At 33.2% G+C, this 24506-nt stretch carries 27 protein-coding genes; 2 read left to right on the plus strand and 25 right to left on the minus strand.

Annotated features, from left to right (window positions below):
* Positions 1 to 13 precede the first annotated feature (13 nt).
* From CD035_RS07405 to CD035_RS07490, 18 genes are all read right to left on the minus strand, one after another.
* A complete protein-coding gene (locus tag CD035_RS07405) occupies positions 14 to 364 on the minus strand; it encodes an ATP synthase subunit I (protein ID WP_025904478.1) in 351 nt (116 codons plus the stop codon).
* Positions 365 to 526: 162 nt separating this feature from the next.
* Positions 527 to 1663, minus strand: a complete 1137-nt coding sequence (gene wecB, locus CD035_RS07410; protein ID WP_048540917.1) for a non-hydrolyzing UDP-N-acetylglucosamine 2-epimerase — start codon at positions 1661 to 1663, stop codon at positions 527 to 529.
* Positions 1664 to 1685: 22 nt separating this feature from the next.
* Positions 1686 to 2315 (minus strand): uracil phosphoribosyltransferase, encoded by a 630-nt coding sequence (gene upp / locus CD035_RS07415; protein WP_025904476.1) that lies wholly within the window; start codon positions 2313 to 2315, stop codon positions 1686 to 1688.
* 22 nt (positions 2316 to 2337) lie between these two features.
* On the minus strand, positions 2338 to 3579 hold the full coding sequence (locus CD035_RS07420; protein WP_025904475.1) for a serine hydroxymethyltransferase: 1242 nt from the start codon (positions 3577 to 3579) through the stop codon (positions 2338 to 2340).
* Between the two features lie 24 nt (positions 3580 to 3603).
* Entirely contained in the window at positions 3604 to 4128 is a 525-nt protein-coding gene (locus CD035_RS07425) for a TIGR01440 family protein (protein ID WP_048540920.1), read from the minus strand.
* On the minus strand, positions 4125 to 4562 hold the full coding sequence (rpiB, locus tag CD035_RS07430) for a ribose 5-phosphate isomerase B (protein WP_025904473.1): 438 nt from the start codon (positions 4560 to 4562) through the stop codon (positions 4125 to 4127). Before rpiB ends, CD035_RS07425 begins: the two co-directional genes overlap by 4 nt.
* An 86-nt stretch (positions 4563 to 4648) precedes the next feature.
* Positions 4649 to 5065, minus strand: a complete 417-nt coding sequence (locus CD035_RS07435; RefSeq protein ID WP_048540922.1) for a low molecular weight protein arginine phosphatase — start codon at positions 5063 to 5065, stop codon at positions 4649 to 4651.
* Complete coding sequence (locus CD035_RS07440) at positions 5062 to 6108, minus strand: L-threonylcarbamoyladenylate synthase (protein ID WP_048540924.1); 1047 nt, start codon at positions 6106 to 6108, stop codon at positions 5062 to 5064. Before CD035_RS07440 ends, CD035_RS07435 begins: the two co-directional genes overlap by 4 nt.
* 90 nt (positions 6109 to 6198) lie before the next feature.
* Positions 6199 to 7053, minus strand: a complete 855-nt coding sequence (prmC, locus tag CD035_RS07445; protein ID WP_048540925.1) for a peptide chain release factor N(5)-glutamine methyltransferase — start codon at positions 7051 to 7053, stop codon at positions 6199 to 6201.
* Positions 7040 to 8116 (minus strand): peptide chain release factor 1, encoded by a 1077-nt coding sequence (prfA, locus tag CD035_RS07450; protein WP_048540928.1) that lies wholly within the window; start codon positions 8114 to 8116, stop codon positions 7040 to 7042. Before prfA ends, prmC begins: the two co-directional genes overlap by 14 nt.
* A complete protein-coding gene (locus tag CD035_RS07455) occupies positions 8109 to 8708 on the minus strand; it encodes a thymidine kinase (protein ID WP_025904468.1) in 600 nt (199 codons plus the stop codon). The genes prfA and CD035_RS07455 overlap by 8 nt, the downstream gene beginning before the upstream one ends.
* A 118-nt stretch (positions 8709 to 8826) precedes the next feature.
* Entirely contained in the window at positions 8827 to 9081 is a 255-nt protein-coding gene (locus CD035_RS07460; protein WP_025904467.1) for a type B 50S ribosomal protein L31, read from the minus strand.
* A 109-nt stretch (positions 9082 to 9190) separates the two neighbouring features.
* Positions 9191 to 10507 carry a transcription termination factor Rho gene (gene rho / locus CD035_RS07465; RefSeq protein ID WP_048540930.1) on the minus strand — a complete coding sequence of 439 codons (1317 nt, stop codon included), beginning with the start codon at positions 10505 to 10507 and terminating at the stop codon, positions 9191 to 9193.
* Between the two features lie 215 nt (positions 10508 to 10722).
* Positions 10723 to 12153 carry an aldehyde dehydrogenase family protein gene (locus CD035_RS07470; RefSeq protein ID WP_048540933.1) on the minus strand — a complete coding sequence of 477 codons (1431 nt, stop codon included), beginning with the start codon at positions 12151 to 12153 and terminating at the stop codon, positions 10723 to 10725.
* A 170-nt stretch (positions 12154 to 12323) separates the two neighbouring features.
* Positions 12324 to 12653, minus strand: a complete 330-nt coding sequence (locus tag CD035_RS07475) for a winged helix-turn-helix transcriptional regulator (protein WP_025904464.1) — start codon at positions 12651 to 12653, stop codon at positions 12324 to 12326.
* A 72-nt stretch (positions 12654 to 12725) separates the two neighbouring features.
* Positions 12726 to 13982, minus strand: coding sequence for a UDP-N-acetylglucosamine 1-carboxyvinyltransferase (locus CD035_RS07480; RefSeq protein WP_048540934.1), 1257 nt, complete (start codon positions 13980 to 13982; stop codon positions 12726 to 12728).
* A gap of 274 nt (positions 13983 to 14256) precedes the next feature.
* A complete protein-coding gene (gene fdaB / locus CD035_RS07485; protein WP_025904462.1) occupies positions 14257 to 15114 on the minus strand; it encodes a class IIb fructose-bisphosphate aldolase FdaB in 858 nt (285 codons plus the stop codon).
* A gap of 85 nt (positions 15115 to 15199) precedes the next feature.
* The gene (locus CD035_RS07490; RefSeq protein WP_048540937.1) at positions 15200 to 15553 is read right to left on the minus strand and encodes a response regulator; all 354 of its coding nucleotides are present in this window, start codon (positions 15551 to 15553) and stop codon (positions 15200 to 15202) included.
* Between the two features lie 60 nt (positions 15554 to 15613).
* Here CD035_RS07490 and CD035_RS07495 point away from each other — a divergent pair, with 60 nt between their 5' ends.
* Positions 15614 to 16141 (plus strand): DUF2529 family protein, encoded by a 528-nt coding sequence (locus CD035_RS07495; RefSeq protein ID WP_048540939.1) that lies wholly within the window; start codon positions 15614 to 15616, stop codon positions 16139 to 16141.
* A gap of 542 nt (positions 16142 to 16683) precedes the next feature.
* Here the strand turns inward: CD035_RS07495 and CD035_RS07500 are convergent.
* The 3 genes from CD035_RS07500 to CD035_RS07510 form a co-directional block, all read right to left on the minus strand.
* On the minus strand, positions 16684 to 18285 hold the full coding sequence (locus tag CD035_RS07500; RefSeq protein ID WP_025904459.1) for a CTP synthase: 1602 nt from the start codon (positions 18283 to 18285) through the stop codon (positions 16684 to 16686).
* 145 nt (positions 18286 to 18430) lie between these two features.
* The gene (rpoE, locus tag CD035_RS07505; RefSeq protein WP_048540943.1) at positions 18431 to 18946 is read right to left on the minus strand and encodes a DNA-directed RNA polymerase subunit delta; all 516 of its coding nucleotides are present in this window, start codon (positions 18944 to 18946) and stop codon (positions 18431 to 18433) included.
* Between the two features lie 104 nt (positions 18947 to 19050).
* Positions 19051 to 19911, minus strand: coding sequence for a GNAT family N-acetyltransferase (locus CD035_RS07510; protein ID WP_167388713.1), 861 nt, complete (start codon positions 19909 to 19911; stop codon positions 19051 to 19053).
* 152 nt (positions 19912 to 20063) lie between these two features.
* Between CD035_RS07510 and CD035_RS07515 the strand changes: the two genes are divergently transcribed.
* Positions 20064 to 21662, plus strand: a complete 1599-nt coding sequence (locus CD035_RS07515) for a BCCT family transporter (RefSeq protein ID WP_048540946.1) — start codon at positions 20064 to 20066, stop codon at positions 21660 to 21662.
* Positions 21663 to 21730: 68 nt separating this feature from the next.
* Here CD035_RS07515 and CD035_RS07520 read toward each other — a convergent pair whose 3' ends face one another.
* The 4 genes from CD035_RS07520 to CD035_RS07535 are packed head-to-tail and all read right to left on the minus strand — an operon-like array spanning position 21731 to position 24447.
* On the minus strand, positions 21731 to 22267 hold the full coding sequence (locus CD035_RS07520; RefSeq protein WP_048540948.1) for a YqaA family protein: 537 nt from the start codon (positions 22265 to 22267) through the stop codon (positions 21731 to 21733).
* Positions 22261 to 22890 (minus strand): lysophospholipid acyltransferase family protein, encoded by a 630-nt coding sequence (locus CD035_RS07525; RefSeq protein ID WP_048540950.1) that lies wholly within the window; start codon positions 22888 to 22890, stop codon positions 22261 to 22263. The genes CD035_RS07520 and CD035_RS07525 overlap by 7 nt, the downstream gene beginning before the upstream one ends.
* Before the next feature lie 13 nt (positions 22891 to 22903).
* Positions 22904 to 23842 (minus strand): phosphatidate cytidylyltransferase, encoded by a 939-nt coding sequence (locus CD035_RS07530; RefSeq protein WP_048540952.1) that lies wholly within the window; start codon positions 23840 to 23842, stop codon positions 22904 to 22906.
* Entirely contained in the window at positions 23839 to 24447 is a 609-nt protein-coding gene (locus CD035_RS07535) for a CDP-alcohol phosphatidyltransferase family protein (protein ID WP_197708388.1), read from the minus strand. Before CD035_RS07535 ends, CD035_RS07530 begins: the two co-directional genes overlap by 4 nt.
* Between the last annotated feature and the right edge of the window lie 59 nt (positions 24448 to 24506).

Below are 24506 nucleotides of genomic sequence, written 5' to 3' on the forward strand. Positions count from 1 at the left end.
CAATTTTAATTATTTAATCGAGACTTTTCAGTGATTTAAACATAATTAATACATATGCTATCATCAAACCAAATAAAATCCCGATAATATCAACGATTAGTGGATATTTAAGCCAAAAACAGCAAGCAACGATTGTCACAAGATATCTGACCCAGTTTCCTGTTGATAATTGTAATGATTCAGCATTTTTAGCTCGATTGAGGTAAACTTCCCATGAAAACAAGTTAACAGCTGATGCTATTGTTCCAATAATAAGTCCTAAAACGAACTCATGTTTCAAGAAGAAATACACTACAACTAGAATAATAATAAAGAAAATAAAATACTGTAAATAAGACTTGAAAAAGCCCTTTATATCAAACATTCAGCTGAAACTCCTTAGATAAGTGGCATATCTTTGAAAACCGTTTCATCACACAATTTTCATGATAATATAGTGGACTTATAGTGTCAATGCTATGACAAAAATAGAAAACAAATTTTTGTCATTTTTTTGTCACAGAATTGACACAAACCACCACTTTAATTATTTTGTTCTAAATGGTTCCGGTGCTTCTTTCAGAATATCAAAATAATATTTAATATTTTCACATATTCTCTTAGAAGCGAGACCATCCCCATAAGGGTTTTGAGCGATACTCATTTTTTCATATAATGATTGATCATTTAGTAACGCTCTAGTTTCGTTATAGATATTCTCTTCTTCTACACCTACAAGTTTCAATGTTCCAGCTTCAACGCCTTCAGGTCTCTCAGTCGTATCTCTTAAGACAAGTACTGGTTTACCTAATGAAGGTGCTTCCTCTTGAACACCACCTGAATCTGTTAAGATCAAGTGAGAATTAGCTGCAAAGTTATGGAAATCTATGACTTCTAAAGGTTCGATCAATTCTATACGGTCATGATCACTCAATATTTGGTTAGCAATTTCTCTAACCTTAGGATTTTTGTGCATTGGATATACGACAACAACATCTTCATGCTCCTCAACAATTTGTCTCACAGCTTTAAAAATGTTCTCCATCGGTTTACCAATGTTTTCACGTCTATGCGCAGTTAATAGCACGATGCGTTTACCTTCGTGACGTTTAATAATTTCACTTTCATAATCGTCAGTTACAGTAGTTGATAACGCATCTATAGCTGTATTACCTGTCACAACAATAGATTCGTCTTTTTTATTTTCCTGAAGTAAATTATGTTTAGACTGATCAGTTGGTGAGAAGTGTAAATCAGCAAGGACCCCCGTCATTTGTCGATTCATTTCTTCTGGGAATGGAGAATATTTATTCCAAGTTCTTAACCCTGCTTCTACATGGCCAATTGCAACTTCATTGTAGAATGCTGCTAAACTGCCTGCAAAAGTAGTAGTTGTATCTCCATGTACCAATATCATATCTGGCTTAGCTTCTTGAATAACACTTTCAAGTCCACCTAATACTCTTGATGTTACTTCTGAAAGTGTTTGCCCTTGTTTCATAATATTTAAATCATAATCCGGTGTAATATCAAATGTTTCTAGAACTGAGTCTAGCATTTCTCTATGTTGTGCTGTTACAACAACAATTGGTTGTAACTCCGGATCATTTTTTAATTCTAAAACTAAAGGTGCCATTTTAATAGCTTCAGGTCGCGTACCAAATATCGTCATAATTTTCTTCATTGTAATAAAATCCTCCTATTATCTATTTAGTGCCAAATAATCGATCACCTGCATCACCTAAACCAGGTGTAATGTATGCATGGTCATCTAATTTTTCGTCTAATGCAGCAATATAAATATCTACGTCTTCATGTGCTTCTTGTAATGCTTTAACCCCTTCAGGTGCAGCAATTAAGCCCATAAAACGTATTTTATTTGCTCCACGATTCTTTAATGATTGAATCGCTTCGATTGCTGATGCACCTGTAGCAAGCATAGGATCTACTACAATAATTTCTCTTTCTTCAATATCTTGTGGTAATTTCACAAAATATTCTACCGCTTCTAAAGTTTCTGGATCACGATATAACCCTACATGCCCTACTCTAGCAGCTGGAACGAGTTTCATAATACCATCTGTCATTCCAAGGCCAGCACGTAAAATAGGAATAAGTGCTAATTTCTTACCAGATAATCTTTGAGCGTTCATCTTAGTTACGGGTGTTTCGATTTCAACATCTTGTGTTTCAAAATCTCTCGTAACTTCATACGCCATAAGCATACCGACTTCATCGACAAGCTCTCTAAACTCTTTAGTGCCAGTTTTACGATCACGAATATAACTCAACTTATGCTGAATTAATGGATGATCAAAAACGTGTACTTTACCCATAAGTCTAGCCTCCAATAAATATTTATTTGTTGTAAAGTGGAAACTTAGAAGTTAGTGACAATACGCGTTCATGTGCCTCTTTTAATGTTTGTTCATCTTCTGGATTTTTAAGCACAAGTGCTATAATTCTACCTACTTCTTCAACTGCTTCCTCATCAAATCCGCGAGATGTTACTGCTGGTGTACCTAAACGAATACCACTTGTTACGAAAGGTTTTTCTTGATCAAATGGAATTGTGTTCTTGTTACATGTAATACCAACTTCATCTAAAGCATTCTCAGCTAATTTACCAGTAATGCCTAGAGAACCTTTAACATCTACACAGATAAGATGATTATCAGTACCGCCTGATACAATTCTTAAACCTTCGTCTTCTAGAGTTGCTGCTAATTTCTGAGCATTCTTAATTACTTGTTTTTGATATTCCTTAAATTCTGGTTGTAATGCTTCACCAAATGAAACTGCCTTACCAGCGATAACATGCATTAATGGACCACCTTGAATACCAGGGAAAATTGTTTTATCAATTTCTTTAGCATATTCTTCTTTACAGAAAATCATGCCGCCTCTTGGTCCTCTTAATGTTTTGTGTGTTGTCGTTGTTACAAAGTCAGCATAATCAACAGGGTTCTGATGTAAACCTGCTGCTACTAAACCAGCGATATGAGCCATATCAACCATTAATTTAGCGCCAACTTCATCTGCTATTTCTTTGAATTTCTTAAAATCAATTTGTCTTGGATAAGCTGAAGCACCTGCTACGATTAATTTAGGTTGCGCTTCTTTTGCAACTCTCAAGATTTCTTCATAGTCAATTTGTTCATTTTCTTCAGAAACACCATACTCTACAAAGTTATATAACTTACCACTGAAGTTAACTTTTGCTCCATGAGTTAAATGTCCACCATGACTTAAGTTCATTCCAAGTACAGTATCACCCGGTTCTAAAGCTACAAAATATACAGCCATATTTGCTTGTGATCCTGAATGAGGTTGTACATTTACGTGTTCTCCACCGAAAAGTTGTTTAGCTCTATCGCGTGCTAAATCTTCAACGATATCAACGTATTCACAGCCACCATAATAACGACGACCTGGGTAACCTTCTGCATATTTGTTAGTTAATACAGAACCTTGTGCTTCCATTACTGTTTCAGAAACAAAGTTCTCTGATGCTATAAGTTCGATATTATTATTTTGTCTATCAAACTCTTTTTCCATTGCTTTGAAAAGTTCTTCGTCTTGCTTTTTAATTAATGACATGTACAATCCCTCACTTTTAAGAATTTAATACTTTGCTCTTTCGCCACCTATTAATTTAGGACGACTCTTAGCTATTGTAACAATAGCTTCTCCAATGCGCTTAGTTTCAATTGATACAGGTACTGCGACGTGCTTTAAATGCATACCAATTAGTGTTTGACCAATATCAATACCTTTATCGCATTGAATGTGTTCAACAACTATTGGGTCTTTCATGTGTTGGTATGCATAAGTTGACAAACTACCTCCAGCATTGGCTTGTGGTACAACAGAAACTTCAGTCATTGTATAAGGATCAAATATTTCTCGCTCGATTGTTATTGCACGGTTAATATGTTCGCAACCTTGAAACGCAAAGTGAACACCTGTCTCTTTATGTATAAAATCAAGACTTTCATAAATAACCTTAGCGACATCAATCGAACCATCTGAACCTATCTTTGAACCTTTAACTTCTGATGTAGAACACCCAATGATGCATAGTTCTTGATTGTTAAAGAAATCAATAGACTTAAGTTCATTCAACAATTGTTTTAAATCTTCTTTCATGAACAACCGCCTTCAATCTTGTCTATACGTCTTTGGTGCCTACCGCCTTCGAATTCACTTGTCAACCAAGTCTTGACGATGAGAAGTGCTAAACCTTCACCTATAACACGTTGGCCCATTGCTAATACATTAGAATCGTTATGTTGTCTCGTCACTTCAGCAGTAAAAACATCATGCACAAGTGCACAACGAATCCCCTTTACTTTATTCGAAGCGATAGACATACCAATTCCAGTTCCACAAATCAAAATTCCTTTATCAAACGTTCCATCAGCAACACTTTCAGATACTGGTCTTGCATAATCTGGATAATCTACCGACTCACCTTTATGTGTACCAAAATCTTTATATTCAATGTTCATTTCATCAAGTAATTGTTTGATTGCTTCTTTGTATTCATAGCCACCATGGTCTGCTGCAATAGCTACTTTCATCTTCCCACCTCCCAATTTGTTTATACTATAATATTATAACTTATTTTCTATGTGTGTTATAGCAATTCTGCAAATTATTTGAATTCTTAATTACTTTGTAATAAATCTTCAATCAGTGCTCTCAATTCTTCGTAAGTATTTTGATAAATGATTTGTGACTGACCAAAGGGATCTGAGACATCTCCCTTTTCGCCTCTTACGTATTGCTTTATTGAATGAATGTTGTGATGTTTATATTGTGATTCTAGAATCATTTTATGAGTTTCAGTCATGGTTAAGATAATATCAGCATCTAAATCTTGCTCTGAAAATTGTTTGGCAGTATCAGGTATGGGCAAATCATTTTTAAAGATGATATCCATTGATTGCGGAGATATTGGTGTCCCATCAAAAGCTGAAATGCCTCTAGATTGAATATTATATTCAGGTTTAATATCTTTGGCTATCGCTTCAGCCAATGGACTTCTACAAGTGTTGCCTGTACATACAAAAACTATTTTCACAATTCATCTTCTCCTTTAATATTATGACCACTTGCTTTATCAATTCTATTCATTAGTGCGATCGTATCGTCATTTCTTTCGTAACCACTTATATAAATTTCATCAATATTTGTAAGTTGATCTGCTATTCGCAAAGCATCATACAAATCGTGATGCGCACCTTTAATATCTGAAACATCTCTACCAAGCGGTATAAAAGTCATTTGTTCTGAGATTAATGGCTCAATACTTTTAGGACCTATTACTGCTATCTTTTTAGAAATATCATCAGACAAACTCATTTGTTTTGTAATACCACCTTCTATTAATGTTACAGGTTGCGAAGGTGCATAATGTTTATATTTCATACCTGGCGCAATTGGTTTTTCCAGATCTAACTTTTCGTTAATAATACTGTTTGGCAGCACTTTATTAATCATCTCTATTGTTATTGAACCAGGTCGTGCAATTTTAAATGGATAACTAGTACAATCTATTACAGTACTTTCTATACCTTCATCAATATCTTCTGCTTGAATGATGCCATATATTCTTCCATCCAAATCATGTTTAACATGTTCAAATTTAGTTGGTGAAGGTCGTCCACTTATGTTTGCACTTGGTGCCGCAATAGGTAAATTTGTTAATTGTAGAACTGCTCTACCGACATGATGACTTGGCATGCGTACAGCAACAGATTGTAAACCACCCGTAACACGATCACTTAAAAATCCTGACTTGTAAGGAACAATAAAAGAAATGGGTCCTGGCCAAAAAGCATCCATTAAAATTTCAGTTTCTTTAGATATATTTTGGGTGAAGTCATTTAATTGAGATTTATCATGTATATGTACAATAAGTGGATTATCAGACGGTCTACCTTTTGCTACATATATTTCTTTAACTGCTTCTTCATCTTTTGCATTAGCACCTAATCCATATACCGTTTCAGTTGGTAAAGCAATCAATTTATTTTGATGATATCCTGCAATAATCTCATCGATTTGTGGATAACTTTGTAAGTTATGAACATACTTACGCACATCCCAAACATTTGTTTCCAATGCATTTCTTCCCTTCTTTAAAGCATTTATTGTATTAAAACAAAAGTTATCCACACAACGTGGATAACTCCCGTTAAATGTGCATAACTTCTATTGATTATTCCAATTAAATTGTATCATACGATTGTTTTGATTTATATCTTGAATGATTTTTACATCTTCAACATTCAAATGGATTTGAATAAAGTCTTTTAATATCTCACCTTGCAAATGACCAATTTCAAAAATGACGAGTCCATTATCTGACATAACGTGTTCTAAACTTAGAATAATATCTTTATATATCGCTAAGCCATCATCTTCAGCAAATAAAGCCAAATGTGGTTCATAATTTAAGACAGTATCAGACATTTCTTTTTGTTCTTCATATGAAATGTACGGTGGATTTGAAACGAGCACATCCACTTTAATATTTTCTTTAATCAGCGGTTCTAAAGATTTACCCTTTAGAAATTCTATCGGTGCTTCAAGTGTTGATGCATTTGTTTTGGCAATTGATAGTGCTTCTTCACTAATATCAGTCGCGATAACAGATAAATCAGGTCGCTCTTTTTTCAGCGTGATCGCAATAGCACCTGTACCTGTTCCTATGTCACATACGACTACTTGCTTGTTCTGAATCATTTGTAATGTTTGATAGACAAGTTCTTCTGTTTCTGGTCTAGGTATTAATACATGTTGGTTCACTTTGAACTTTCTACCATAAAATTCTGCGAAACCTGCAATATATTGTACGGGCTCACCTTCATACATACGTTCTCTACTATTTAAATAAGCATCCAAAATATTAGAAGGTACATCTTGATTTAAATTCATGGCAATTTGCGTTCTAGACATACCCGAAATATCCTCTAATAACCAATCAGCACGAGAGGTTTCAAACCCTCGTGCTGATAATCCATCATAAGTTTCATTTAGTAACTGTTGAAAATTATAATTGGCCATTATTCAATTCTTCCAATTTTTCCGTTTGTTCATGCAACGTTAATGCATCGATAATTTCGTCAACTTTACCTTCCATAATTTGATCTAACTTCTGTAAAGTTAATCCTATACGATGGTCAGTTACTCTGTTTTGAGGATAGTTATACGTTCTAATTCTTTCTGAACGATCTCCTGTACCAACAGCTGACTTTCTTTTTTCAGCATATTTAGCATTTTCTTCTTGAACCATCATATCGTAAACTCTGGCTTTCAATACTTTAAATGCTTTTTCACGGTTCTTAATTTGAGATTTTTCAGATGATGTCGCAACAATACCAGTTGGTAAATGTGTAATACGTACAGCTGAGTCTGTCGTATTGACGTGCTGACCACCAGAACCACTAGAACGGTATGTTTCGATTTTTAAATCTTCAGATCTAATATCAATTTCAACATCTTCAGCTTCTGGTAATACTGCAACTGTTGCTGTAGAAGTATGAATACGTCCACCTGATTCAGTTTCTGGTACACGTTGTACACGGTGTGCGCCATTTTCATATTTAAGTTTACTGAATGCACCGTTTCCTTGAATAGAAAAGCTGACTTCTTTATAGCCACCATGGTCACTAATATTCTCTTCAACAACGTCAATTTTGTAGCCATGTGCTTCAGCAAATCTTGAATACATTCTGAATAAGTCGCCTGCGAAAATAGCCGCTTCATCTCCACCTGCTGCGCCACGAATTTCCATAATAACGTTCTTATCATCGTTAGGGTCTTTAGGAATAAGTAGGAATTTTAATTCAGATTCTAATTCAGGTACACGTTTAGTAAGACTATTAATTTCTTCTTTCAACATATCTTGTTCTTCTTTATCTGTTGTTTCGTTTAACATTAATTTAGCATCTTCAATGTCACCTTTAACAGATTTATAAGTTCTATATACATCAACTGTCTTTTGTAAGTCAGATTGTTCTTTTGAATATTTTCTTAGCTTGTCTGTATCCGAAACGACATCCGGATCACTAAGTAATTCATTTAATTGTTCATATCTATTTTCAACAATTTCTAATTGATCAAACATTTATATCACTCCTTATTTCAGTTCTAATTATATGATGATCTCTACATCTTGGTTCATAACTTTCGTCAGCACCTACTAAAATAATCGGATCATCAATATGGGCAGGTTCACCATTAATAAGTCTTTGTGTTCGACTTGATGGAGATCCACATACTGCACATACCGCTTGTAATTTCGTAACAATTTCCGCAACTGCCATCATTTCAGGCATTGGTTCGAATGGCACACCTTTAAAGTCCATATCTAATCCAGCTACAACAACTCGATAGCCTTCTTCTGCTAACTTTTGTGCTACGCTTACGATTTCATTATCAAAAAATTGGACTTCATCTATTCCAATAATATCGATGCCTTGTAAATCATATTTTAATATTTGACTAGAATGTTCTATGCTGATTGCATCAAGTTGATTTCCATTATGAGATACTACAGCTTCTTCACTATATCGATTATCAATAGATGGCTTAAATACTTTTACATTTTGTTTCGCATATAAACCTCTTCTCAGACGTCTTATAAGCTCTTCTGACTTACCACTAAACATACTTCCGCAAATACATTCTATCCATCCGGAATGGTAATTTTCGTACATATTACTTATCCACCTTTTTCAACATAATCGCTTAATTATATCATATTATTTTTACTTATTTATTAATTTTTACAAAAAAAAGCACCCTTTATAAAAGGATGCTTGATTCGCTTCATAATTAGTTGTTTGATTTGAAACCAAATTTTTTGTTGAAGCGTTCCACACGACCATCCGCAGATGCGAATTTTTGACGTCCTGTATAGAATGGATGTGAATCTGAAGAGATATCTAAACGGATAACTGGGTATTCGTTTCCATCTTCCCATTCCATAGTTTCATTTGAAGTACGTGTTGAACCACTTAAGAATTTGAAGTCTGTAGTTGTATCTAAAAAGATAACTTTATTATACTCTGGATGAATTCCTTGTTTCATTTTTTTCAGCTCCTTTGCCCTGAACCATCTGGAACAGAGTTTATTTGTGACTTATTCACTCAATACTTACATATTATATATGTTGAAGAATTAAAATGCAACCTTAAATTTATATAATCGGTTTACCAGTCTTGGCACTATCGACCATAGATTTTCTTAAGACTTCAAAGAATTCTTCGTTAGAATTCGTGCGTTTTAACTTTCTAATAAATCTTTCAGAGAAATCATTTGAATCAGTAAATAAATTACGTAACTGCCAAATCATTTCAAGTTCTTCTTTATCTAATAGCAATTCTTCTTTACGTGTTGAACTTCTTCTAATATCAATTGCAGGGAACACTCTCTTCTCAGACAATTTACGATCTAAGTGAAGTTCCATATTACCTGTACCTTTAAATTCTTCATAAATCATATCGTCCATACGAGAACCTGTTTCAACTAATGCAGTCGCTAAAATTGTTAAACTGCCACCCGCTTCAATATTTCTAGCAGCTCCGAAGAAATGTTTAGGTCTATGAAGGGACGCTGGATCTAAACCACCTGATAATGTTCTACCACTTGGTGGCACGACTAAGTTATATGCTCTTGCTAATCTTGTTAATGAATCCATTAATATAATTACGTCTTCACCGATTTCAACAAGACGTTTAGCTCTTTCAAGTAATAATTCAGCTACTTTAACATGATGTTCTGGCGGCTCATCGAATGTTGAGTTAACGACTTCAGCTTGTTCAACAGAACGTTCAATATCCGTTACTTCTTCTGGACGTTCCCCAATTAATAATACAAATAATTTCGCTTTTGGTTGGTTAATTGCGATAGCATTAGCAATTTCTTTAAGTAATGATGTCTTACCAGCTTTAGGTGGCGCTACAATCATTCCACGTTGTCCTAGACCTATTGGCGTAATTAAATCCATAATTCTAGTTGAATAATTTTTACTTGTAGTTTCTAATTGGATACGTTGTTGTGGGTATAGAGGGGTTAACGCTTGAAAGTGTGGTCTTTTTTTTACTTCTTCTGCATTTTGATCATTTACAAAGTCAACTTGTAACAATCCGTAATACTTTTCGTTTTCTTTAGGTTTTCTAACTTTACCAGTTACTTTGTCACCTTTTTTAATCTCAAAGCGTCTAATTTGGCTAGCAGATATATAAATATCTTTTTCACCTTTAGAATAGTTAACGGTACGTAAAAAGCCATAACCATCAGGTTGAATATCATCTAAGATACCTTCCATATAATAGTTGCCGTCTTTTTCCATTTGAGCTTCCATAATTGCTAAGACAAGTTCTTTTTTATTTAATTTACTATAATTTGTTATTCTCAGTTCTTTTGCCTTTGATGTTAATTCTTTAGTTGTATAGTTCTTGTATAATTCGTGAAACGATTCATACTGAGGACTTGTTCTAACTCTTTCAGCCATTTTTATGACACCCATTTCTTAAAAATCTCATTCATTTTTATCAGATTTATAATCTGCCTTTAAACTATAGCATTTTTTTATGAAGATGACAAAATAAGTTATATATAAATTATGTTAAAATATTTCACTTTTTTAAACAATAATAACCATCATACAAAAAGACTGAAACACCTAAATGTTCCAGTCTCAAAAATATATTATATTTTGTAATTTTACTATTCTTTAAAATAACCTGGAATTGCTTTAATTTCTAAGAATTCTTCAATTCCATAGTCGCCCCATTCTCTACCAATACCTGATTGTTTATAACCACCGAATGGTAAATTAGGTTTTCTACCTGCATCATTAATTTCCACAGTACCTGCTTCTAATGCTTTAGCAACTTCTCTTACACGTTCTAAATCTTTACCATATACATATGCTGCTAAACCATAAATTGTATCATTAGCAATTTCAATTGCTTCATCTAAGTCTTTATAAGTAATAATTGTACCTACTGGACCGAAGATTTCTTCTTGAGCAATTGTCATATCATTTGTTACATCAGTAAATAATGTTGGTTTAACGAAGTAACCTTTTTCAAGGCCGTCTGGTTTACCAACACCACCATGTAATAATGTTGCACCTTCATCGATACCTTTTTGAATATAGCTTTGAACTGTATCAAATTGTTTTTTAGATACAACTGGACCAGCATCTTGGCCAGCTTCTCTAGGATTACCAACTTTAACATTTTCAATTGCTTTTTTAGCTGCTGCGATAAATTCATCTTTAATACTTTCTGGTACTAATGTACGCGTACCTGCTGTACAAACTTGACCAGTATTTTGTACGAATTTAGCAACTGCACCTTTAGCTGCTTCTTCGATATCTACGTCATCTAACACTACTAATGGTGATTTACCACCTAGTTCTAATGATACTTTTTTGAAGTCTTTAGCAGAGTTTTCCATAATTTTTCTACCAGTTGGGCCAGAACCCGTAAATGACATCATACGTACATCAGGATGTGAACTTAATGGATCACCAACACTTTGGCCATCACCATTGACTAAGTTGAACACACCTTTAGGCACGCCAGCTTTTTCAAATATTTCAGCTAAAATAATTGCTGCAAATGGTGTTTCTTCAGATGGTTTTAAGACTACAGGTGAACCTGCAGCAAATGCACCAGCTAATTTTAATGATGTTTGGTTAGTTGGGAAGTTCCATGGTGTTACTAATCCAGAAACACCGATAGCTTCTTTAATAACTAAATCTTCACCACGACGTTCTTCAAATTGAATTGAATCGATCGCTTTACTTGCTTCTCTAAAATGATTTAAGCCCATTTGATAATGAACAGATTCTGATTTTTCAATTGGTGAGCCAAGCTCATCCGTCATAACATCTATTAAATCTTCTTTTCTATTTTCGTATTCATCTGCAATTCTTTCTAGTAAAGCTTTTCTTTCTTCTAAAGAAGTATTTCTAAATTTCACGTACACTTTTTTAGCGGCAGCTACAGCGTCATCAACATCTTGTTTGTTACCTGCAGCAATTTTACCCATTACTTCTTCTGTAGCAGGGTTTATAACATCTAATGTTTTTCCACTATGACTTTCAACCCATTCGCCATTTATATATTGCTTGATATCTTGTCTCATGAATTATCTACTCCTTTATATTTGTTACATTGTTTATTATAGTATGGATGATAGTCATAATTAAAATAATCTGTTTGGGAATTGAATAATTTAAATTTCAAACAAATAAAACACCCGCCAACGAAATGAGTTTCATCGCATTGACGGGTACTTTATAATATTCAATTCGTTTAGGAATGATTTTCTTGCAATTCCACATTTTTTTGTGCCCACTCTTCTAATGGTACAAGCGCTTGTGCTAATTCGTATCCTTTAGTTGTTAAATGATATTCAACTGATAGAGGCGTTGTTGTAACAACTTTCTTCTCAACTAATCCCCAATCACTTAATTCAGTTAATTTAAGAGATAATGCTCTAGGTGTAATACGTCTTAAGTCTCTTTTCATATCAGAAAAATGAGCCGAACGTTCATCACAACGTGACAAATAATTAAGTATTAAACCATTCCAACTGCGTCCTATTACTTTAAAAGTTTCTTCCAAATAAGGACATACTTCCATGTTACTCACCTCTTTAACTTCTATATTGCCATTATACTACACTTTATATACAAAGTATATATTTTATACTTGTTATACGGTTTCAGTCCAAATATCAGCACCGAGTGCTTTTAATTTTTCAACAATACCGCTATATCCTCTATGGATATGCTTCACATTATATACAGTTGTAACACCTTCAGAGATTAAACCAGCAATTAATAAAGATGCACCTGCTCTTAAATCACTTGCTGCTACACTTGCGCCTGTCAATTTAGATGGGTAATAAATAGCTGTGCCGTTTTCTAAATTCACATTAGCACCCATTCTAATCAATTCATCAACATGTTTAAATCTTGCAGGATAAATTGTTTCTGTTATTTTACTTTGACCATTTGCTTTTAATAATAAAGGTGTGAACGGTTGTTGTAAATCTGTCGCAAATCCAGGATAAACAGCAGTTTGTATATCAACTGGTTTATATTCATCTTTACCTTTAATTAAGACCGAATCTTCACCTAAATCGATTTCAGTACCCATCTCTCTTAATTTAGCGATTAATGGTTCTAAATGTAAAGGAATGATATTTTCGATGTACACTTCTTCACCCATGGCTGCTGCTGCACACATGTATGTACCTGCTTCTATTCTATCAGGAATAATTGTATGTTTCGTACCATGCAAGGATTCTACACCTTCAATTTTCAATGTATCTGTACCTGCACCTCTAATTTTAGCGCCCATATTATTTAATAATGTCGCAACATCAACAATTTCCGGTTCTTTCGCTGCATTTTCAATTACTGTTTTACCTTTTGCTAAAGAAGCTGCTAACATAATATTGATCGTTGCACCAACGCTAACAACATCCATAAATATTTTAGCACCAACTAATTCTTCTGCTATTAAATACATCGCACCTTGTTCGTTTGTTACTTTTGCACCTAGTGCTTCAAAACCTTTAATATGTTGGTCAATTGGTCTAGGGCCTAAAGGACAACCACCAGGTAAACCAATTACACATTTTTTAAAACGTCCAAGCATAGCACCCATCATATAATAAGATGCTCTTAAAGATTGTACTTTATTGTTAGGTAAAGGGAGATTCACTGCATCGCTTGAATCAACGACAAGCTGATCACCATTTAATTCTGTTTTTATATTTAAATCACCAAGTAGGCTCATTAAAGTTTTGACATCTGAAATATCTGGTAGTCCATCTAATGTCACAACATCATTCGCCATTAAACTTGCTGGAATAAGTGCAACTGCACTATTTTTAGCACCACTTATTTGCACTTTACCATTTAATTTTTTGCCACCATTTATTTTTATAACTTCTTGAGACATATGTTTACTCCTTTACTTCATCGTCTTAGAGAATGCATACTCTCTCAACATGAATAGATAATTATTTCCATTATATACTATTCAATAAGATAAACGCAAAAACATAAAAAGTAAATAGAAATGACATAATTTACTACGAAAGAAGTATCAAATTTTAAATTTTTGACATTAAAATAAATTGAGTAAACGTATTGAATAAATATTCAATTTTTCTTTAAAAACAGAAAAAACTACTACAAGCACGATGCTTGTAGTAGTTTGAATTTAATTAAAATTAAGCTTGGTTAGAAGTACCAAATTCTTGGATTTTACCTTTAACTGTTGCTTTAATTGCTTCACGAGCAGGTCCTAAGTATTTACGTGGATCGTAAACTTCACTGTCGTTATTTAACACTTCACGAACTGCTTTAGCAGATGCGATTTGGTTTTCAGTGTTAACGTTGATTTTAGCTGTACCGAAAGTGATAGCTTTTTTGATATCGTGAGTTGGGATACCAGTACCACCGTGTAATACTAATGGTAAACCAGTTGAAGCACCGATTTCTTCCATTTCTTTGAAACCTAAGTTTGGTTCACCTTTGTAAGGTCCGTGTACTGAACCTAATGCAGGAGCTAAAGTATCAATACCAGTTCTTTCAACTAATTCTTGACATTCTTTAGGATCAGCATAGATAACGCCTTCTGCAACTACGTCATCTTCTTGTCCACCAACAGTTCCTAATTCAGCTTCAACAGAAACACCGTTAGCATGAGCATATTCAACTACTTTAGAAGTAATTTCGATGTTTTCTTCGAATGGGTGGTGAGATGCATCGATCATTACTGAAGTGAATCCAGCATCGATAGCTTCTTTACATTTTTCGAAACTTGAACCGTGGTCAAGGTGAATAGCAACTGGAATTGTAATGTTGTAATCTTCAATTAAACCTTCAACGATTTTAACGACAGTTTTGAAACCACCGATATAACGTCCAGCTCCTTCAGATACACCAAGGATAACAGGAGCATTTTCTTCTTGTGAAGCTTGAAGAATAGCTTGTGTAAATTCTAAGTTATTGATGTTGTATTGACCAACAGCATAACCATTTTCTTTTGCTTTAATTAACATTTCTTTCATTGAAACTAAAGGCATTGAGTTTCCTCCTAATGTGCAAGGCACGAATTATTTACAAAATTATTATATCAAACTTTGTGAACATATGCACCTTTTGAAAGCCCTATCCTAAATGTTTTCTTACAATTTTCATAACTTCTTCAATTGTAAACGGCTTCATTAGCACGCCTGTAATATTCCCTTTTTTTAAAACTTTTAACTCGGTAGATGATTGAAATGCTGAAATGATATAAACTGGTATATTTTTATCAGATTTTCTAATTTCAGCAAACACTTCTTCTCCAGAAATTCCAGGCATTCTTTTATCTATAAAAATCAGTTTATAAGTATTTTTATGAAATAATTCAATGCCCTCCGCTCCATTTTTAGCAGTATCTACATTAAAATGATTTAATTCCATAATTTCTTTTAATAATTGTCTAATATTCTTTTCATCATCTATAATAAGTACATCCATTGAAGATACCCCACTTTTTCTATAAAATAAATTTAATGACGTTAATAAGGAGAATACAAATTGCTTAAAATATTTAATACACAATTAAACGGCATATTTAGTAAAATAGATGCCCAAATTGAAGAAATTGAAATTGCATCCCAACTGCTTATGCAAGCGGCAAACGGTGAAGGCAAAATACGCATTAAAACTTTCGACGAAATCAATCATTTTCAAGCATTTATGACTGACAGTAACGAAAGCTTACCACATTCAGAAACACTCAATACTTTAGATGAAATCAAAAAGATCGACTCTACTGACCGTGTATTATTAGCCGGAACTTCCTTTACTGAAGAACTCAACGAATGGATTACAAAATTAAACGAATACGATATAGATTTTGTCGTAATAGCTAATAAAGATAAAGACAATAAAACACATGAAGCACTTATGCATTATATTGACTTATCAACACCAAGAGCAATCGTTCCAACCGCTGATTACAGTAAAATTATTACCCCACATCTTATGGCTTTAAATTATATATATTATATCATGTTTGCTGAAATGCACGAGATTACACAAGATTTAAATGAAGAAATCTAGTAATAGTAGATAATGGGGTTGAGTTTTATGAGTTGGTGGATAATGGAGGTTTTAGTTACAATTCATATGAGTTTTGTAATTAAAGACTTTCTTAGTTACATTTCCTCGGACTTTTGTTACTATGGGCCTCCTTAGTTACATTTCCGCCGACTTTTGTTACTATAGGCTGCCTTAGTTACAATTCATATGAGTTTTGTAATTAAAGACTTCCTTAGTTACATTTCCTCGGACTTTTGTTACTATGGGCCTCCTTAGTTACATTTCCGCTGACTTTTGTTACTAACAGCCTCCTTAATTACAATTCCGCTGACTTTTGTTACTATGGGCCTCCTTAGTTACATTTCCTCGGACTTTTGTAATTACCGCACCCGTTATGAACAAGTTTGGCCAGAAGTGTTCACAACACACCCGTTACGAACAAGTTTACCCAAAAGTGTTCACAACGCAGCATACTATAATCTTCAATTATATAATCCCACAAAAAAGTGCCCTCTATCTTAAATACTTGAAAAAGTATTAGGATAAAGGGCGCTTTATATATATTATTTATTTTGAATACTTGCTTCTACAAATCCTCTGAATAATTTTTGTGGACGTGTTGGTCTAGATAAGAATTCTGGATGGAATTGACATGCTACAAACCATGGGTGATTTTCTAATTCTACGATTTCTACTAATCTACCATCTGGGCTTGTTCCTGAGAATTTCATACCTTTTTCTTCTAATCTTTCGCGATATTCATTATTAAATTCATAACGGTGACGGTGTCTTTCGTCTACTTCTAATTCACCATAGACTTTATGTGCAATTGTACCTTCTTCAATTTTACATGGGTAAACGCCTAATCTTAATGTTCCGCCTAAATCTTCGATGTCTTTTTGTTCTGGTAATAAATCGATAATTGGGTATGGTGTGTTTGGATCTAATTCAGCTGAATGTGCATCGTTTAATCCAACTACGTTTCTAGCAAATTCTACTGTTGCTAATTGCATACCTAAACAAATACCTAAGTATGGTACGTTATTTTCACGTGCATATTGAATTGCTAATATCTTACCTTCTACACCTCTATCTCCAAATCCACCAGGTACTAAAATACCATCTACATCTGCAAGTTCTTTTTGATAGTTTGTTTCGTTTAATTTTTCAGAGTCAATCCATTTAATTTCAACGTCTGATTTAAAATCATAACCAGCATGTTTTAATGCTTCAGCAACTGATAAGTATGCATCTTGTAAGCTAACATATTTACCTACTAAACCAATTTTCACTGATCCTTCTAAATTACGAACAGTGTCTAATAATTGGTTCCACTCTGTTAATTCCGCTTCTGGTGCAGCTTCTAAGTCTAATCTTTCAATGACGATATCATCCATATGTTGTTCTTTTAATGCTAATGGAATTTGATATAACGTATCAGCATCTCTACATTCAATGACTGCACGTTTGTTAATGTCACAGAATAATGCAATTTTATCTCTTAAATCTTGAGTCATTTCATACTCAGTACGTACCACAATTAAATCTGGTTGAATACCTAAACCTCTTAACTCTTTTACACTATGTTGTGTTGGTTTTGTCTTCATTTCACCAGCAGCTTTAATATATGGAAGTAACGTACAATGGATGTACATAACATTTTCACGACCAAGATCACTCTTGATTTGTCTAATTGCTTCTATAAATGGTAAAGATTCAATATCACCTGTTGTACCACCAATTTCAGTAATCACAACATCAGCATTTGTACTTTCGCCAGCCATTAATAATCTTGATTTAATTTCATTTGTAATATGCGGGATAACTTGGACTGTACCACCTAAGAAATCGCCACGTCTTTCTTTTTTAAGTACGTGAGAATAAACTTTACCTGCTGTTACATTTGAATATTTATTAAGATTAATATCAATAAATCTTTCATAATGTCCTAAATCTAAGTCTGTTTCTGCTCCATCTTCAGTTACAAAAACTTCACCATGTTGATATGGACTCATTGTACCTGGATCAACATTTAAGTATGGGTCAAACTTTTGAATCGTTACATTTAATCCTCTATTTTTAAGTAATCTCCCTAGTGATGCTGCTGTAATACCTTTACCAAGAGACGATACTACGCCACCTGTTACGAATATGAACTTTGTCATGTTTGTACCTCCATTTATTTTTTAAAAAATAAAAAACGCTCCCACTTACATTGTTAAAAATGTAAGGAGGGAGCGCTATATTTATACGATTGTCCTATTTAAAGGAGCCCAAATAAAATATTACCATCTTTTAAAGAAAAGTCAATTAAAATTCGTCTTCTTCGTCTTCCTCATCTTCGTCTTCTTCATCTACAACAAGACCAGCTTCATCTAATTCATCTTCTACTTCTTCATCTTCAGGGTCTTCAGGATCATTTAAACCTTCTTCATCATCTTGATCAATTGTAATATCAAGTTCTTTAGTTTTGTCTTCTTCCCCTAATAATGAAATTTCTGAATCAGCTTCATCGTCTTCATCTAGAACATTGAATTTTTGAATTGTTGGTGCGATTTTTTCTTCGATATCGTCAACTGAATACCAGTCACGAAGTCCCCAAATATTCTCACCCACACTTAAGAAGCGTCCATCAGTATTTAAGTCCGTATAAAATTGTAAAATACGATTCTCAATTTCTGAATCAGTGTAATTACCTAAGCTTTTGAATTCGTCTATCATATCATATAAGTTTGTTTCTTTACCGTTCTCTGTTAATAAAATATAAGCCATTTCGATAAATGAATGCTCATCTACCATTTCTTTTGTGAAATCTTTTAATTTCATGCTTTACTCTTCCTTTCAACAATCGAACTATTGTCGCACATTAATATTTATAATCATAACAGTTTACGATTATAATTGACAAGATGATTTTTAGCAAATGTTAGTTAATACTTAATATATTTCATGAGTTTAATATAGTCCTCTGATTTTTGTATTTCTACAAATCGTGCTTTCTCACATAACGGTTTCAATTTATTGTTCGAACCGAATAAAGTGATGTGTATTTCTTTCTTATCTTCAAACCTTCTTCTAACAAAAGTACTTAACTGTCTTAAAGCACTCTCTGCGATACCTTCTTTTCTTTCGTCTTCTTCAACTTCTATACTACGAATATCAAAATAGTGATCTTTATCTTCTAATACGATGATACCTACTTTTTGATTATCTTTCATTAAATGTATATCGACAAATTCATTATCTAAATCATCTTCATTTAATACAAGTTTCAATGAAGATACATATTTTGAATCTAAATCTAAATAATATAATCGTTCTTTACCTAATGGTCCTTCTTCTTTTGTAGCTGTATGCATAAAGCCAGCTCTTTCATATAAATTCCATGCTGCCTCATTTTCAGCATCTACTACTAAATATAAATGATCAAAATCAGGGAACACATGTTGAACATACTCAGGTAAATTCATCATTATAGTCGTGCCATACCCATTTCCTTGATACTTTTCATTGATTGATAATGAACGTATATAAACAACATTATGCGGTGTATCATACCCTTCGTGTTGATAATACTTATGCAATACAAAGAAACCAACTATGTCGTCTTGTTCATTTACAACGACATTAGGTCTTCTATCAGGATCTTCGATAGCACCATCCAACACTTCTTTAGGTAATGAAGAATAAATTTGTTGTCGTTCATTTAATTCAAAATCATATAGTGCCGTTCTCATATGTTCTTCAAATGGTTTAATGACGATTTCACCGAATGATTTAGCTTTCATGATTGATATCCCTCCGTTTGTTTATATATATCATAACGAATTTTACATTCAATGCGCAATTAAGAACCTTAGGAAACGTAATTATAATCCACATGTTAGTTTGATTTGGATGAGGGTAATAGAAATAAGACTGCATAATTTAAAGGGGGATATTAATGAAACAGTCAAAAGAAAATACAGACAGGCATAATAATAAGACAACATTAGTATTTTGGGTATCAATGTCTATTATATTATTAGTGACTTTAATTGCTGGAATTTTTCCAAATGGTTTTGGTAAATACGCTAATATATTATATACATTTATATCTAACAGTACAGGATGGTTATTCTTAATCATCGTATTCGTTTTAGATATTTTTTTAATTGGGTTAGCCATAACAAGGTTTGGTCGATTTAAACTCGGTAGAGACGACGAAGAACCAGAATTCTCATTTATATCATGGGTCGGCATGTTATTCTCTGCTGGTCTCGGTGTCGGGATTGTATTCTGGGGTGTAGCTGAACCAATGACACATTACTTAAAATCACCACTTCCAAATGAAGTAGATGGCTCTACATTAGAATCAGCTCGACTTGCAATGGGTTATACATTTTTCCATTGGGGCATTTCACAATGGTCTATCTTTGCAATGGCAGGGCTTATAGTAGCTTACTTCCAATTTAGAAAAAGAAGAGACGGTTTAATATCTACAGCAATGGAACCTGTATTTGGTGAAACTTATAAAAAACCATTCAGAAATATTATCGATATCCTAGCGATAGTCGCAACAGTCATGGGTATTGCGACTTCAATTGGTCTCGGTATAATGCAAATTGGCGGCGGACTTCATCATGTTTTTGATATTCCTAATAATAATTGGACTAAAATTATCATCACCGTCATTATGACCGTACTATTTCTTGGATCAGCAGCATCAGGTCTTAATAAAGGTGTTAAATGGCTAAGTAATGCTAACATATTTATTTGTTTTGCTTTACTTATATTTATACTTATTTTAGGACCGACACAATTTATATTTGAAACATTTACAGTTGCTATAGGTGACTATATTACAAACTTTGTACAATATAGTTTAAGATTAAATCCTTATGAAGGCGACAATTCTTGGATTCAACAATGGACTGTGTTCTATTGGGCATGGGTCATTGCTTGGTCTCCATTTATCGGAGGATTTGTAGCCAGAGTATCAAGAGGCAGAACGATTAGAGAATTTGTAATTGGTGTGTTAATTATTCCACCACTTATTTCATTTAGTTGGATTGCCACTTTCGGTGGAACGGCCATGTATTTAGTTATTAATAAAGGTGCTTCTATTGCGGAAGATGTCAAAGGAGATTATACAGTTGCACTATTCTCTCTATTATCTAACTTCCCATTTTACGAAGCAACAAGTATTCTAGCAATAATATTAATCTTCTTGTTCCTTGTTACAAGTGCGGATTCAACTACTTTTATCTTATCAAGTATGTCTGATAAAGGTTCAATCGTACCGCCATTCAAGTATAAATTAGTTTGGGGAATATTAATTGGTGCAATTTCAGTTGCCATGACATTAGCAGGTGGTTTAGAAAGTTTACAAACCGCTTCTGTCGTTGCCGGTCTACCATTCGCTTTTATACTATTCTTAATGATGTTCTCAATCATGAAAGCATTACGTAGAGAACCATCTAAACATTTCAAAATGACTTATATAGATGATGACACAGATTTCTCTAAGTCATTAGAAGAACGTGAAGAAGAAGAAAAATAATTAAAATAGGCACCATTCATTGTTTAAATTAATGAATGGTGCCTTTTTGATTGTCGTAACTTCATAATTTAAAACGAATGGATCGAAAAATATACCCAATAGACGATTATCCATACGATCAACCATAGTAATATTTTTATATATCGATTAACGTTTTTAAACATAATATGACTGAGTACATATGCTAGATAGCTCGTTAATATAAATCTCAAGAGTCTTGCAATGAAACTTACGAGTATAAATACAATAAATGATATACCTTCGTGATAGCTCATCATTGCATAAAGTTTATATGGAACACCAAATAAAGGTGCTTCTATTAATCCGAGCACACCTTTATATTCTAATGAATGTATCACATGTTCTATCATATAAGGATGAATACCAGGAATCTTAATCATGATTATTTCAACAAAGTGCAAATGTTGAATTGAAATAATGTAAACGATGATACCACCTAGAACTGCACCTATAATTGCAATCAGATTTGCACATAATAATTTAAATTTACTTTTTTGCATGATTGCATAATAAGTTAAAGCAACATCAGGGATAATAAAGAAAACAATTGCTTCAAGAAAAGCCAATATAAATATGATTACCATTCTTTAAAATCACCTTCATTTCTGAGTTCATTCATTCGTTCATTAAGCTCATCCATAAATGCTTTTCTATTCTCATTAAATAAAAATGGACGCCCTACAAAAATATCAACAAAGAATGGTACAAATAGTTTTGAGCCTTTTGGTAATGATTTTCCTAAACCATGTAGAAACAAAGGTTGTATAGGAATGTTTGGTCGTTCTCTCATTAAATAATAAATGCCCGATTTATACTTTGATAACTTTTCAGGTTCTCCTCTACTTCCCTCCGGATATAAGATAATAATACTACCTTCATCTAAAGCATCAACAATTGGTTCAAATAATCCTTTAATATCTCTCGTCATTTTTCGCTCTATTGGTATGATTCTCATAATATTCATGGAAAACCATTTTAATAGTTTGTTTTTTAGAAAATAATCACCTGCTGCTACAGGTCGTGCTTTCTTAAACCCTTCTCCTTGAAACAATGAAAGTAGTACAAGTGTATCTAAATGTGAATTATGATTGGCAATAATCACAATAGGACCTTTTTTAGGTAACCATTCTCGTCTACGTATATTTAATCCTAAAACAATTAAAATAATTGGCTTAATGATACATGTATATATAATGAGTCTTAACATATCGGTTCACCCCTTAAAAGTAAAAGAACCTTACAAAGTGGAAGAAGAGTGGTGCTGTGTACGTTAAAGAATCTACTCTATCCAAAATACCGCCATGACCTGGTATTGTTTGAGAAGTATCTTTAATATTTAAATCTCTTTTTAAAGCTGAAATATTCACATCTCCCACAAATCCCATAATACTAATATATAAACCTGCTACAATCATGCCTAATAATGTGAATGGCGTTAATAATGGTGCTAAACATAACGATAGAATTGTCGTTGAAATAATCCCTCCAACAAAACCTTCCCAAGTCTTGTTCGGACTCACTTTAGGTACAATTTTGTGTTTACCAAATGCTTTACCAAACAGAAATTGAAAAACATCATTTGCTTGCGTTAATATAACTAAAAATAAAACAAGGCTCGCACCGGGTACTGAACTTTTTTCGCCAGGTAAGACAATTAAATATGCTAAATGACTTAAACTAAACACCATCAACATCATGCCCCATTGTACAGATCCCATTGATTGTAAAAACCCTTTTGTTTCACCTATCAATATAGCTTGTATCGATATAAATAAGAACATATATACCGGTATAAAAATAATAAACATGCCATAAAACCCAAAATAGATAAATGTAAATTGAATCGGTATAGATAAGTACGCCCAGAATAATACAGCTCTATGACTACGATTCGTAGGTATTAGAGAAAAGTACTCTTTCAAAGCTAAAAAACAAAGTAAGCCAAGAAAAATCAATGACATAGTAGAGTGAATGACTAAGGCGATTGTAAAGATAATACACATACTCCACCATGATTTAATTCTTAATCTAATTTCAGTGAAGTCTTTTTCAGGATATCGTTTCGTTAAATAAATACTAATCAAACTGGATAATACGAGTACGATAAATACCCCAATCATAACAATCAGCATTTCTGAAGATATCTTCCCTAAGTTCATGATTTAACCTCCTTCAACCCATTTGTTATTCGATTATAAATATTGATTAACATGAGTATTGAACAAACATAAAACACAAAATGTAAATAAGGTATGATATTTAAATGAACAAAAATCAAGAAACTGATGAAACCTACAATAAATGCTCGGTCACTTTTACCCATCGGACCGTCATATCTTCTTGAACTACCTATCACTCGAACAGTTACACCAGCCATTTCACTAATGATTGATAAACTGATAAACAACATAATACCTATTCCATAATCTTCAGCAATAAACACGAATGGTATAAATAGAAATAAATCACTTATAACATCCCCTAATTCATTCAACAAGAACCCTAAATGAGATTTCATTTGATATTTTTTTGCCATTACACCATCAATTGCATTTAAAGCCATTCTTACAAACATCACGATAGGCATTAAAATATAAATCCATTTGTTTTCATGAAATATACTTAAAATAATTCCCGTTACGATAGATAACACTAATGCTAATATTGTAACTTGATTTGGTGTCATTCCGATTTTTCTCATCCAGTCAACGATAGGCATTAATAGTTGCTGAAATTTCGGCTTTATTTCGTATATGCTAATCAAAATATAAGCTCCCTCATTTATACTTGGTATCATCTTATCGTGTAATTATACATTTTTTG

Source organism: Mammaliicoccus sciuri (genome assembly GCF_002901825.1).
Taxonomy (GTDB): domain Bacteria; phylum Bacillota; class Bacilli; order Staphylococcales; family Staphylococcaceae; genus Mammaliicoccus; species Mammaliicoccus sciuri.